Below are 13,494 nucleotides of genomic sequence, written 5' to 3'. Positions count from 1 at the left end.
GGGCCAGGTCGGATCGGCGCAGGCGTTTCTCATCGGAAACGCTATTCATGGCTCAAGATTCCACCCAAACCATTTCTCCGCCCGCAGCCAGCGGCTATGCGGGCAGACGCCGCAATACCCTGACCGCCTTGCTGGTGGCCACCGCGTTCTTCATGGAGAACCTGGACGGCACCGTGATCACGACGGCCGTCCCTGCGATGGCCCGCGACTTCGGCGTCATCCCCACCGACCTCGGCCTGGGCGTCAGCGCCTATCTCTTGACGTTGGGGGTGTTCATTCCCATCAGCGGCTGGATGGCCGAACGCTTCGGCAGCCGGCGGGTGTTCTGCTCGGCCCTGATCCTCTTCACCTTGGCGTCCCTGGCTTGCGGGCTGGCCGACAACCTCTGGGCGTTCATCGCGTTGCGCGTGTTGCAAGGCATCGGCGGCGCCATGATGGTGCCCGTCGGACGACTGGTCCTGCTGCGCAGCACGCCCAAGCACGACCTGATGCGGGTCATGTCCATCCTGATCTGGCCGGGGCTGTTCGCACCGGTCCTGGGGCCACCGTTGGGCGGTTTCATTACCGAGTACACGTCTTGGCGCTGGATCTTCTATCTCAACATCCCGGTCGGTTTCGCCGCGCTGGCCGCGGCCTGGCTGTTGATTCCCAACGAGATCGACGACACCCGGCGTCCGTTCGATTGGCAGGGCTTTTTCTGGATCGGCGGCGGACTGGCCAGCGTGCTGTGGGGGGTGGAACTGTGCGGACGTGCCGTGCTGCCCTGGCAGGAGATGACGCTTTTCCTGGGCGTGGGCGCGGCCATGCTCGCCATCGGCATCCGCCACCTGAACCGCCATCCTCACCCCATGCTCTTGCTGACACCGATCAAGCACCCGACCTATGCGGTGAACATCCGGGGCGGGTCGCTGTTTCGCATGTCGGTGGGCGCCGTGCCGTTCCTGCTGCCGCTGATGTTCCAGGTCGGCTACGGCATGGATGCCTTTCATGCCGGCCAGCTGGTGCTGGTCGTCTTCGCCGGCAACCTTGCGATGAAGATGTTCACGACGCCCGTGATGAAGCGGTTCGGCTTTCAGCGCATCCTCTTGTGCAACGGCGTGATCAACACGCTGGCCCTGGCAGCGTGCGCGCTGATCGGCCCGGCCATGAGCTTCCCGACGACCGCGGCGATCCTGTTCATCGGCGGGTTGTCGCGGTCCATGCAGTTCACCGCCTTGAACACCTTGGCATTCGCCGACATGCCGCAAGAGGAACTCAGTGCGGCCAGTTCGCTGTTTTCCACGATGTCGCAGCTGGCCTTGGGGATGGGCATTGCGCTGGGCGCGATCGCCATTCGCATTGGCGAGTGGACGGCGCCCGTACTGGGGGTGGATCAGGCGCCTGGCGCGGCCTATCGCCTGGCATTCCTGGTGGTGGCGCTGGTTTCCCTGGTCGGCATGCTGGATCTGCTCGGCTTGAAGCGTGACGCCGGCAGCTCGGTCAGCGGCAGGTAGACGCCATGGCAACCCGACGCCTGCCCCAACTGACCAGTCGCCGGCAGCCACAACAGGTCCGCTCGGCGGATCTGGTGGCGGTCATCCTGCAGGCCGCCAGCCAGGTGCTGGCCAGCGCCGGGGCGCAACGGTTCACGACCGCGCGCGTGGCCGAGCGGGCCGGCGTCAGCGTCGGGTCCGTGTATCAGTACTTCCCGAACAAGGCCGCGATCCTGTTCCGGCTGCAAAGCGATGAATGGACGCGGACGGCGGAAACGCTGTGCGCCATCCTGACCGATTCGGCGCAATCGTCCGACGCGCGCCTGCGGGCGTGGGTCCATGCCTTCATCGCATCGGAATGCGAGGAAGCGGCGGTTCGGGCCGCACTGAGCGAAGCGGCGCCCCGCTATCGGGAGACGCCCGGTTCCGGGCAATCGCGCGAGTCCATCGGCCACGCCCTGGAAACGTTCATGGCTGGCGCGTTGCCGCATGCGGCTGCCGATACGCGCAGGCGTATCGGCGACCTGCTGCGATCAACCCTGAATGCGGCCGGCAAGCAGTTCTCGATGCGTCCGCGTACGCCAGCCCAGATTCGAGAGCATGCCGATTCCCTGTCCGAGATGTTCAGCGCCTATCTGCACGCCATGAATGTCAGGTGAGGGCGCGGGCGCCTGGCGCCGAATGATGGTGGCGATACACCGCCCAGGCGGCATAGGCGTGCAGGGCGCCCATCATCATGGCAGCCAGGTCAAAGCCCACGAGGCTCCATTGGCCTCGCGCCAGCGCTTGCGGTAGCGGCGCGCCTCCTGTGACCCCATTCAACAAGGGAAGCAGGAGGAGGGCAGCGGCCGCCACCGCCAGTTGCTCCAGCCAGGCCCGCCAATGCTGGCGCAAGACTGCATGCAGCAAGCAAAAGGCCCACACGGCGAAGAAGGCGGCGATTTCAGATTCGGCGCGCTCAGGGGCGTTGGCGCCGATGAGTCGATTGGCCCAGAAATAGGCCGCCGTCGCGACAGACAGGCCCGCGATCGCCGCCACGTTCAGCACTTCCACCAGGCGGTGGCCGCCGGGCGTGTAGCCCAGCTTCAGCCGGGCAGGGTGGCGCTTGACCACGAACAGCGCCAGGCCGGTCCCGGCCATCAGGGTTCCCGACACGCCGCAAAAGAACAGCAGCCAACGCAAGACCGGGTCGGCAAAGCGGCCCAGGTGAATCGCTAGCAGAACTTGATACACCGTCTCGGCAGGCCCGCGCGGCGCCACATCGAGCCGGCCAATGGGTTCACCCGTCCTGGCGTCGAAGACCAGGCCACGGCTGGCTGTCTCGGGCGCCGTCAGGCGGCTGGCCCAGCGTTCCCGCAGCACGATCCGGGCATCGGCAGTGCCGGGGTGGTCGATGCGGATGCTGCCGACGCCGCGAGGCCAGGCCTGGTTTGCCTGCGACAGCAAGGGCGCGAGCGCGGCATACGCCGACGTTTGTCCCACGGCGGCGTCGCCCCGCGTGCTGGCGATGTCCTGTTCGATGACATTGCTGCGGTTCAACGCTGCGCGAAAGCGCCGTTCATCCCCCTGATAGGCCGCCTGGGGGGCCCAGGGAATCAGCGTGAACATCAGCAGCAACAGGCCGCTGAAGGTGATGACGATATGAAAGGGCAGCGCCAGCACCGCCAGGGCGTTGTGGGCGTCCAGCCAGGACCGCGGGCCTTTGCGCGGGCGGAAGGTGAAGAAGTCGGCGAATATCCGCCTGTGGGTGATCACGCCGCTCACCAGTGCAACCAGCATGACCATCGCCGCCACGCCGACGATCCAACGGCCCAGGCTGCGCGGAATGCCATAGAGCCGGAAATGGAAGTTGTAGAAGAAATCGCCGCCGGACGTGGCACGGGGATGCAGGATCGCACCCGTGCCGGCATCGAGGTCGGCCCGCTGGACCGCCTTGCGGTCGGCGCCCGCGCCCAGCAGGTTCCAACTGGCCCGCACGGCAAGATGGCGGCTGTCCGCCAGGTCCAGCGTCCACTGGGCCGCGTCGGGCGCGATCTGCGACATGCTTTCCAGCACGCGTTGCCAGGCATCCGGCGACGGGACGGAGCGATGCAGTTCGGGCTGCATCCAGTCGTTGATCTCGTCACGAAAGAAGCTCAGCGTGCCGGTAAAGAAGATGGCGTACAGCAGCCATCCCAGCACGAGGCCGCTCCAGGTGTGCAGCCAGGCCATCGATTGGCGCAGGCCCTCGGTCTTGCCATCGGGTCTCATCGGCGGATCAGAACGAGAGGTTCACGCCGGCCCACAGGCGGCGGCCATCGCCCACGGTGTTGTAGTCCAGCGAGTCCAGGCGCCTGTCGCCGACGTTATAGAGCGCAAGATTGAACGTGGTGTGCTTGTTCAGTACGTAGGATGCGCCCAGGTCGACCGTGCCATAGCCCCCGTATTTGCGCACGCCATCGGCCACTTTCGCGCCATTGGTCCCGACGCGCAGGCCGGCGTCGATCTCGCTGCCGTGATAGACATAGGCGGACCACAGCGTGAGCGCCGGCGTCGCATCCCAGTCCGCCCGCATGTTGAACATGTTCTTGGGTGTACGCGAGAGGGCGTAGCCGTCGTAGTCGCCGCCTTTTTGCCGGGAGTCCGTGTAGGTGTATCCGGCCTTCAGGCTGAGCGTCTGTGAAGGTTTCCAGCGCGTGGCCAACTCAATGCCGCGGATCGTCGCATTGTCGATGTTGTAGCTATAGAAGAGCCGGTAGTTGCGGTCTTGCGCCCAGCGTGCCGGCTTGCCATCGGCGTCAAGGACAAGCGCATCGGAAATCTTGTCGTTGAACTGGGTGTAGAAAAAGGTGGCGCTGGCGGACAGATCCTGGTCGTTGTCCCACAGGGCGGCGAACTCGTAGCTGGTGCTGGTTTCCGGCCGCAGGCCAGGATCGCCGATCTTCACGCCGCAAGTCCCGTTGGGGCCGTACGTGCACGACGGCCCGCCGGTGGTGTACGCATAGCCCGGGGCGATCGTGCGGATGTCCGGCGCGCGAAAACCGCGGGAAACGCCGCCCTTGATCGTCCACTGCTCCGCGGCATGCCACACCGAGTACAACCTGGGGCTCCAGTGATTGCCATAGATTTCGTGGTCATCAAGGCGCAAGCCGCCGGTCAGCGCCCACGCATTGGTCAACCGCCATTCGTCTTCGACGAACACGCCTTTCTGGGAAATACGGAAGCGATGGTCGACGTTGTCGCGCAGCCCGGGGTTGCGGTCCGTCAGCTCGCTCTGGTTCCATTGGCCTCCGGCGACCAGCTGGTGGTTGCCCAGCGGCAGGTTCAGCTTGGCGTCCAGCACCGTGTTGTCGATCTTCGGCGCCCGCGGATTCCTTTCCCAGTCGCCGGTCGCGCCATTCTGTCCATACTTGGTTTGGCGGGCGGATTCGCGCGCAAGCGACAGTTCGGACGTCCCCCAGCCCCAACGGCCCGTATAGGAAACCGAGGCATGGTCGCGGCTGTTGTCGTTGTAGGCCGCGGTGCTTTTGGGCCCCAACGTGTCGCCCGGCGTGCTTTTGCGCCGGAGCTTCGTCGTACCGGCCTCAAGCAGGATGTCATTGAAGGCGTTGGGCGTCAGCGTGAGCCGAGCCGTCACGTCGCGGTCGCGCGCGCTCGAAAATCCGTTGAGGATCCTGTCTTCGTCCCGGTCGTAGAGGCGGCCCCAGATCTGCAGCCCCAGCAGGTCGCTTTTGATGGGCCCGGCCAGGTAGAACTGTTCCTGATGCGAGTTCCCGGAATCCCCATGCTGCTGGGCCGTGTAGTCCACGCCGATCGAACCGAGCCAGCGGGAGGAGGGGACACGTCGGGTGATGATGTTGATCACGCCACCCATGGCATCCGACCCATAGAGCGACGACATCGGCCCACGGACGACCTCGATCCGCTCGATCGCCTCCAGCGGCGGAATGAATCCCTGTTCGAAGCCCGAATTGCCGTTGACCCGCGCATCCCGGGTACTTTGGCGCTTGCCGTCCACGAGCAGCAGCGTGTAGGCGCCAGGCATGCCCCGGATGTAGATGTCTTTCTCGTTGCTGATCCCGGTGACGACCACGCCCTCGATGCTGCCGAGCGCGTCAGTCAGGTCGCGGAACGCACGCTTTTCCAACTCCTCGCGGGTGACGACGCTGATCGACGCAGGCGCGTCGGCGATGTCTTGCTCGATCCCGCTTGCCGTGACGACGACGGGCCACAGCACGGCGGGCGTATCCGAGGCCTGGGCCTGACCGGCGAGCGCCGGCGTCGCGCACACAAGCATGGCGAGAAACTGCGTTGAAACCTGGCGAAACGCCATCTGAAATCTCCTGGCCGATAGCGGCAAAATCGGCTTGCGCACCGGGGCGTGCAAGCCTGTTCGCGGCTGTGGGACTACCCACCGCACAGGGGATTTCGTCAATCAGCATGATTCAGCAAGGTCAGGAAGATTCGCGCATCCGAGAACAGCCTCGGTCCGTGGGGGCAAAATTTACGGAAGTTCGAATGGGGCGACAATTCGCGTTGGACGTCGCGTTCTGGCTGCGCCAGGCGTATCGCGCAGACGCAGGGATATCAGGCCTTGCAGGGTTTTTTCACCACGAGCGGCTGGATCGAGGGGCTGATTTAGTTGTGTATTGGGTCAAGAACGGCGGTCGGATCGCTGAATGGCGGACACGCCGGGGCAAGGCCCACCGCTGGTTACCCGTAATTCGCATAATGTATATTATGTAAAATACTAGATAGGCGGCAATCACTCAAACCGAGTCATTGCCTCCTTTAGCCCAACTACGCCATCCCCGCTTTCTCCCTTGCGCCCGGTTCAACGAGCCCAAAGCCCACAGGCATGCCGCTCGTCGAATGCGCCATCGGCTTCGTTCCTGTCGCCATTGGGATCCAGGATTCGGATGCCCGAGGCCGGCCAATCGGTTGCCGGCACGCCAGACGCCGAGAACCGCGCGTAATACCCGAGCATGCGATCGGACAAGGCCTTCTGGGGCGCCGTCCATGCGGGCGGCGCCGCCTGCTGCTCGTGCGGATAGCCGCTCTGGAAAACGTATGGGATGTCCGAATTATGGAACGGCCCGTCCTTGGGCTCGTCGACATGGAAGATCGTCGCCGGCGCGTTCGGATCGGCGAACTCGTACATGAAGACCGGCGTCGACTTGGCCACCACCCTGGCCCACTGCTGCACCTGGCAGCCCCAGCGGTCGCTGGCCATCATGATGGCCGCCTGGGTCGGCGAGCCGTAGGCCTGGACGGTGTAGCGCGCCTGGACCCGCGCGCTGTCCGGCAACGCGGCGACCTGCTTGGCCAAGGCGGCCGCATTCAGCGGCGGCTGGCCCGCGGCACGGCGTGCTTGCAGGAAAAATCCGTTCTCCTGGCTCGTGAAGCCCACCAGGATGGGCACCCTGTGGAATTCGCCGCGCGCAAACCGCGCCATCTGGTTGTCCGGAATGATTTCGCCGTCAATGACCATACGCCAGCCCGCTGCGCGCGTCGCCGCGCCGCCGCCGGCTTCGAAAACCGCCTCGGTGGATTTGGCACGCATGCAGGCCAGCACGTCCGGCGCCTGGGCGCAGCCCGCTTTGTAGACCATCGTTGCCGTGGGTCCGCTGCTGCGTTCTTGTTCGGCCGTGACGGAATCATGGATGGGGCCGACGGGCAGACTCATCGCGATGGCGCGCACGAACAGCCCAGCGCTGGCCGGCGACACCAGGTGCGCAGTGACCGAATAGGCGCCGGCGGACTGGCCCATGATCGTCACTTGGCCGGGATCGCCGCCAAACGCCTTGGCGTTCGCTTGGACCCAACGCAGCGCCGCCTGCTGATCGCGCAGCCAGAAATTGCTGCCCGATTCTGCAAACGACGCCATGCCGAACGCGCCCAGGCGGTAGTTGACGCTGATCACCACCTGGCCTGTCTTCGCGGCGAAGGCCGAGCCGTCAACATCCTGCGAAGAGCCCGCGACGGCGGCACCGCCATGGAACCAGACCAGCACCGGACGCGGCTGTGCGGCCTGCGCGGCCGGGCGATAGACATTCAGATAGAGGCAGTCTTCGTTTCGGTATTGGCGAATGGGCGCGACCCAGCCGTTCTGTACGCACTTGCTGGCGTACTGCGTCGCGGGCCGGATGCCTGTCCATGGCGTGACCGGCGCGGGTGCGGCCCAACGCAACGGTCCCACCGGCGGCGCGGCAAAGGGAATGCCCAGGAACTGTTCGACAGCCCCCTGCCCGGTTCCTTCCAGCTTGCCCTGCTGGATTGAAACGATGGGGCCCGCCAACGCGGCGGAAATGCTGAAACCCAGGACACAGACTGCGGCCCACAGCCGTCTCATTGCCCTGCCTGCAAAGCCGTCAACCATGCCATCCTCCCGGTCTCGCCATCGTTCAGTGCGGGCGCGCGGCCACGCCCGCGGCGCCGCTCATGATAGCTGAGCGCCGCCGTGGCCAGGGGGTTGACGGACATCGAAAAAAGTATCGCTTTCAGCTATTGAAGCATCGCCATACAATACTTCGACACAGCTGATATCGATCCCATGACCCGCCCTGATCCCCTCTTCGTCCAGTCCCTGGCCAAGGGCTTCGAATTGCTCGAAGCCTTTGCGCATCACCCGTCGACCCTGAGCATGAACGAGCTCATGGAAATCACGGGCTTTGACCGCAGCACCACCCAGCGCATGACGCACACCCTGGTGCAGCTGGGCTACCTGGAACGCGGCCCCGGCGGCAAAGGCTACACGCCCGGCAAGAAGATCCTGCAGCGCAGTTTCGACTACATGCGCAGCGTGCCGCTGCTGGAACGCGCCACGCCGCTCATTGCCGAAATGCAGCGCGAAACCAATGAACGGGTCGAGCTCAGCCTGATTTCCGACCTGTACATCATCTTTGCGCTGCGCCGCCAGACCAAGCGGCAAACCTTCAGCAGCACGCTGGCCGGCCGCGAATTGCCGCTGGTGCAGACGGCCGGCGGGCGCTCGATCATGGCCAATCTGCCCGACGACGAAGTCGAAGACATCCTGGCGCGTTCGGCCCTGATGCCGATGGACAACATTCCATCCACGCCCAAGACCAATAACGATCCGGACCGCATCCGGGCGCTGGTGCACCGCGCCCGCGAAGACGGCTACGCCACCGCCGTGGAAGAAAGCCTGCTGGGCGAGCTGAACGTGGCCACCGCCATTCTGGACAACCGCCACCGGCCGGTGGCGACCATCCAGATTGCCGGCCTGACTTCAGAATGGGATACGCCCGAAGACTTCGCGCGCCGCTACGCGCCGTTGTTGCAGACGGCAGCGCGCGCGCTAAGCGGCAAGGTCGGGCTGGCCTGACGGGCCCTTTTCTTCAGGCCATTCTGCCAGGCCCGCCGCCCGCCGGTCACGCGCGGACCACGGGCAACCTGCCATCAATCACTGCCCGCGCCAGAACAAGGGCATGGGCGCATGCACCATGCCCTTGAACTTGCCGTCGTACGCCTTGAACTCTGAATAGCCGCCCAGCGGCACGAACGTCACGACCTCGTAGGCACGCTTCTGCAGGGCCTGGGCAATGCGCTTCTGTTCATCCAGGCCCGAGGCGGTTTCGAACTCGGCGCGCAGCTTTTCGACCTCGTCGTCCTTGGCCCAGCCGGGATAGCCGGGGTCCATGAGCGGATTCACGATGGGATTGATCAGGTCCATGCTGGTCAGGCTGGAATGGAAAATGCTCCAGCCCCCCTGCTCCACCGGCGCGTCCTTGCTGCGCCGGCTCAAGAGCGTGGCCCAGTCCATGGATTGCACGTCGACCGTCATGCCGATGCTGCGCAGGGCCTGGGCCGTGACCGGGGCCAGCGCCGACAGGCTGCGCACGTCGGTCGGATGCAGCACGACGATCTTTTCGCCCTTGTAGCCGCCCTCTTTCAAGAGCGCGCGGGCACGCGCCAGGTCGGCCGGTCGGGTCTGGGTGGCGCCGACGTCGCTGCGATAGGCCGAGATACAGCTGAGCATGGCGCCGCACAGGCGATAGAACTTGGGGTCGCCCAGCGACGCATCCAGGTAGTCGGTCTGGTTCAAGGCGGCCAGCACCGCCTGGCGGATCTTGGGATTGTCCAGCGGGGGCTGCTTCCAGTTCATGCGCAGCATATAGGTGTCGGTGTTCTCGCCGTAGCGTTCCACCGTCACACCCTTCGCCTGCTCCAGTTGCGGCAGCAGGTCGGGCGCGACGTTCTCGACGAAGTCGATCTCGCCCTGGCGCAGCGCATTGACGGCGGTCTGGGCGTCGGGCACGTTGATGACCTCGATGCGGTCGAACATGGGCACCTTGCCGCCCGAGAAATAGGCGGCCGGTTCCTGGCGCGGCACGTAATCGGGGTTCTTGATATAGACGGCCTTGACGCCCGCCTCGAACGCCTTGGCGTCAAAGCGGTACGGGCCGGACCCGATGGATTCCTTGATGGCTTCGGTGGCCGGCGTCTGGGCGATGCGCCTGGGCATGATGAAGGGCACGGGCGAACCAGGCTTGCCCAGGGTTTCCAGCACCAGCCCGAACGGCTGCTTGAGCACGATGCGGAAACGGTCGGCCGACGGGCTGTCCATCGTCTGGGTGGCCGCCGCCAGCCGCTTGCCCATGGGGTCGCGCTGTTCCCAGCGCGCCAGCGAGGCCACGACGTCTTCGCCGGTGACCGGCGTGCCGTCATGGAATTTCAGGCCGGGGCGCAGCGTGAAGGTGTAGCTGAGCTTGTCGTCCGATACCGTCCAGCGGTCCACCATCTGCGGCTGCGGACGGCCCTGGGTATCGATCGCGAAGAGCGTGTCGTAGATCAGGTAGCCGTGATTGCGCGTGATGTAGGCGTTGGTCAGCACCGGGTCCAGGATGCGCAGCGGCGCGTGCAGCACCACTTTCGCCGTTGCCGGCTCGGCCTGGGCGGCCGCCGTCCATGCCATGGCGGCCAGCGCGGCCGCGATAAGTCCATGCAGTCTCATCCCTTGTTCCTTTATTTGTCAGGGGTCAAGCAACAACATGCCGTGACCGGAATCGGTCAATCACTCTCGCGCGCGGCCTCTACCGCGCAGTGCAGCGCACCCTCCCCGATGGCGATGCCGCAATCTCGCAACGCCGCCTCGACGCCGCCCAGGGCGCCGAGGATCATGCCGGGGTGGACGGCGCCCAGGTGGCCGATGCGGAACATCCGGCCTGCATGGGGACCCAGCCCGCCCGCAACCGCCACCTGATAGCGGTCACGCGCCGTCAGGCGCAGGGCTTCGACGTCGACGCCGTCGGCCACCGAGATCGTCGTGACCGACGTCGAGCGCTCGGCCGGCTCGGTGACATGCAGGGCCAGCGCGCCGGCTTCGCCCCAGCGCGCCACGGCCGAATGCACCATGGCGGCGACACGGCGATGACGCGCATGCACCGCGTCATGGCCTTCGTTGCGCAAGAGCGCCAGCGACGCCCGCAGGCCCATCAGCAAGCCCTGGGGCGGCGTGCCGCAGAACTTGCGGTACAGCAAGGGGCTCTTGCGCTTTTCCCAGTCCCAATAGGCGCGCGGCGTCGGGTTCTCGCGGGCCACGGCCATGGCGCGGCCGTCGACCGCGGTGAATGACAGGCCCGGCGGCAGCATCAGCGCCTTCTGCGAACCGCCGATGGCCACATTGACGCCCCATTCGTCCATGCGGCACGGCGTGGCGCCCAGCGAGGCGATGACGTCGGCCACCAGCAAGGCCGGATGGCCGCTGCGGTCCAGCGCCCGCCGCACCGCGGCCAGGTCGCTGGTGGCGCCGCTGGCCGTGTCGGTCTGCACGGCGAAGACGGCGACGATGCGACGGGCGGTGTCGGCGCGCAGCGCGGTCTCGATCGCCAGCGGGTCCAGCGCGCGGCCGGGCCGGATGGGCGTGCGGCGCGCCACGCCGCCCAGCGCCTCGACGTGCAGGGCCCAGGCCTCGGCGAAAAAGCCGCTGCCGGCCACCAGCACCTCGGCGCCGGGCGCGACCAGGTTGGCGATGGCGGCTTCCCAGGCGCCGTGGCCGTTGGCGGCATACATCAGCACGTCGGCCTCGCGCGTGCCCAGCAAGGCTGCCAGGCCCGTCTCGCAGTCACGCACCAGGCTGTCCAGCCGCGGGTCGGACAAGTCCAGGCTGGGCCGGCCCATGGCGTCGCGCACGGCGTCGGGCACGTAGGTCGGCCCGGGCGTGTGCAGCAGTTGCGGGCTGGCCAGGTCCATGGGCGCAAGATGGGCGTCTTTCATCGCGCGGCCTCCTCGTCGAGCAGGCGCTTGGCGGCCGTCCAGACGCGCTGGCAATACTGGGGCGCGGTGGGCCGTTCGAACTGGCCGGCCGTGCGTTCGCACACGGCGGGCGACGGAAAGGTCAGGCGCGCGCCGGCCGACTGGGCCTTGATCTGCGCCTGGCAGGCGCGTTCCAGGAAATAGATATTGACGAAGGCCTCGGCCACGGTGCCCCCGGCGGCCAGCAGGCCGTGGTTGCGCAGGATCATGGCCTTGTGCGGCCCCAGGTCGTCCACCAGGCTGGCGCGCTCGTCCAGGTCCAGCGCAATGCCCTGGTAGTCGTGATAGCCCAGGCGCTGATAGAAGCGCAGCGCATGCTGGGTGATCGGCAGCAGGCCGTCTTCCTGGCAAGCTACGGCAATGCCGTCGGCGGTATGGGTGTGCACCACGCAGGCCAGGTCATGGCGCGCGGCGTGCACGGCCGAATGAATGGTGAAGCCGGCGCTGTTCACGCGCTGCTGCTCTTCGTCGCCCGGGTCGACGGGGTTGCCGTCCAGGTCGATCTTCACCAGGTCTTCAGGCCGCATCTCGTGAAACAGCACGCCGTAGCGGTTGATCAGGAAATGGTTGTCCGTGCCCGGCACCCGCGCGCTGATGTGTGTGTCGATCAGGTCGGTCATGCGGAAATGGGCGACCAGGCGGTACAGCGCGGCCAGTTCCTCGCGCATCTGCTGTTCGGTCGATTCGGTATAGGCCATGCCAGTCTCCGGTTCAGGCCGAATGGGCGCCGTGTGCAACGCGTTCGCCATGCAGCCAGGACGCCGTGTCCTCGAACGCCTGTACGGCCGCGTCCGAGATCGACACCGCTTCCAGAAAGCTGTGCACCGTGCCGCGATAGACCTTGGCGCTGACGTCCACGCCGGCCGCCTTGAGCAGGCGTTCGAGCTCGATGCTGTCGTCGTGCAGCGGATCGCATTCGGTGACCACCATCCACACCGGCGGCAGCTGGCGCAGGTCGGCGCGCATGATGTCCACGCGCGGATCGAAGAAATCCTTGCCGTGGCGGATGTGCAGGCCGCGGAACCAGATCATCATGTGCAGCGACAGGCCGTAGTCGCCCGCGCCATAGCGCACCACCGAATTGCGGAACAGGTTGCTGCTGAAGCCGCCGTAATTGAGCACGATGCCCTTGATCAGACCGCCCTGCCCTTCGTCGCGCAGCGTCAGCGCCGTGCCCATCGACAGGTTGGCGCCCGCCGAATCGCCGCCGACGAAGAGCTGGTCCGCATCGATGGACAATTCCCGGGCCTGCGCGGCGATCCAGCGCAGCACGTCCACGCATTCTTCCAGCGGCTGCGGGAACTTGGCCTCGGGCGCGCGGGTGTAGTCGATGCCGATCACCACGATGCCGGCGCGCTCGGCGTATTCGCGCATCACGCGGTCGTGCGTGTCGATCGAAAACAGCACGAAGCCGCCGCCATGGATGTACATGAAGGCGCCCGGCAGCCGGCGTTCGGCCGGATAGTGGATGCGCACCCGCACCTTGCCGTGGCGCGTGGCCACTTCGGTATTGACCGTGCGGGCCATTTGCGGGCCGCCCTGGGCCCACGGCAGGCGCACTTTCTCGGCATTGGCCCGCCCTTCTTCGATAGGCAGGGTGTCGCGGCGCGGATACTGGGCCGCGTCCTTGGCCATCAGGCGCATGAACTCGGCGATCTGCGGATCGACCGGCGCGGGCGCGCCGGTCGGCAGCGTGAAAGCGGGGTCATCCAGGTAAGGCAGGGAATCGTGTTGCAGGCTCATCATCAGGGTCTCGTTGAAAAGCGCG

Annotated in this window: 10 protein-coding genes; 3 read left to right on the top strand and 7 right to left on the bottom strand. The window is 66.2% G+C overall.

What is annotated here, in order from left to right; translation table 11 throughout:
* The first annotated feature begins 47 nt into the window (after positions 1-47).
* Both HV798_RS15285 and HV798_RS15280 read left to right on the top strand, forming a co-directional pair.
* Positions 48-1,493 carry an MFS transporter gene (locus tag HV798_RS15285; RefSeq protein ID WP_175192930.1) on the top strand — a complete coding sequence of 482 codons (1,446 nt, stop codon included), beginning with the start codon at positions 48-50 and terminating at the stop codon, positions 1,491-1,493.
* A 5-nt stretch (positions 1,494-1,498) separates the two neighbouring features.
* Positions 1,499-2,131 carry a TetR/AcrR family transcriptional regulator gene (locus HV798_RS15280; RefSeq protein ID WP_175192931.1) on the top strand — a complete coding sequence of 211 codons (633 nt, stop codon included), beginning with the start codon at positions 1,499-1,501 and terminating at the stop codon, positions 2,129-2,131.
* Here HV798_RS15280 and HV798_RS15275 read toward each other — a convergent pair.
* The 3 genes from HV798_RS15275 to HV798_RS15265 all read right to left on the bottom strand — a co-directional run bounded on the left by HV798_RS15275 (position 2,124) and on the right by HV798_RS15265 (position 7,830).
* The gene (locus tag HV798_RS15275) at positions 2,124-3,722 is read right to left on the bottom strand and encodes a PepSY-associated TM helix domain-containing protein (protein ID WP_175192932.1); all 1,599 of its coding nucleotides are present in this window, start codon (positions 3,720-3,722) and stop codon (positions 2,124-2,126) included. The genes HV798_RS15280 and HV798_RS15275 overlap by 8 nt on opposite strands.
* Positions 3,723-3,729: 7 nt before the next feature.
* The gene (locus tag HV798_RS15270) at positions 3,730-5,784 is read right to left on the bottom strand and encodes a TonB-dependent receptor domain-containing protein (protein ID WP_175192933.1); all 2,055 of its coding nucleotides are present in this window, start codon (positions 5,782-5,784) and stop codon (positions 3,730-3,732) included.
* Between the two features lie 501 nt (positions 5,785-6,285).
* A complete protein-coding gene (locus HV798_RS15265; RefSeq protein WP_175192934.1) occupies positions 6,286-7,830 on the bottom strand; it encodes a carboxylesterase/lipase family protein in 1,545 nt (514 codons plus the stop codon).
* Between the two features lie 174 nt (positions 7,831-8,004).
* Between HV798_RS15265 and HV798_RS15260 the strand changes: the two genes are divergently transcribed.
* Positions 8,005-8,796, top strand: coding sequence for an IclR family transcriptional regulator (locus tag HV798_RS15260; protein WP_025138678.1), 792 nt, complete (start codon positions 8,005-8,007; stop codon positions 8,794-8,796).
* 78 nt (positions 8,797-8,874) lie between these two features.
* On the opposite strand, the gene HV798_RS15255 is transcribed toward HV798_RS15260, so the two are convergent.
* Genes HV798_RS15255 through HV798_RS15240 form a run of 4 tightly spaced genes read right to left on the bottom strand, consistent with a single transcriptional unit; the run spans position 8,875 to position 13,472 of the window.
* Positions 8,875-10,425, bottom strand: coding sequence for an ABC transporter substrate-binding protein (locus HV798_RS15255; RefSeq protein ID WP_175192935.1), 1,551 nt, complete (start codon positions 10,423-10,425; stop codon positions 8,875-8,877).
* 56 nt (positions 10,426-10,481) lie between these two features.
* Positions 10,482-11,687, bottom strand: coding sequence for a pyridoxal-phosphate-dependent aminotransferase family protein (locus HV798_RS15250; protein ID WP_175192936.1), 1,206 nt, complete (start codon positions 11,685-11,687; stop codon positions 10,482-10,484).
* Complete coding sequence (locus HV798_RS15245) at positions 11,684-12,424, bottom strand: class II aldolase/adducin family protein (protein WP_175192937.1); 741 nt, start codon at positions 12,422-12,424, stop codon at positions 11,684-11,686. Before HV798_RS15245 ends, HV798_RS15250 begins: the two co-directional genes overlap by 4 nt.
* 13 nt (positions 12,425-12,437) lie before the next feature.
* Positions 12,438-13,472 carry an alpha/beta hydrolase fold domain-containing protein gene (locus HV798_RS15240; RefSeq protein ID WP_217481177.1) on the bottom strand — a complete coding sequence of 345 codons (1,035 nt, stop codon included), beginning with the start codon at positions 13,470-13,472 and terminating at the stop codon, positions 12,438-12,440.
* Positions 13,473-13,494 lie beyond the last annotated feature (22 nt).

It is taken from the genome of Achromobacter deleyi, from assembly GCF_902859705.1.
Taxonomy (GTDB): domain Bacteria; phylum Pseudomonadota; class Gammaproteobacteria; order Burkholderiales; family Burkholderiaceae_B; genus Achromobacter; species Achromobacter deleyi.
The sequence above is the reverse complement of the archived record's forward strand: the minus strand, read 5'-3'. Positions and strand labels throughout refer to the sequence as shown.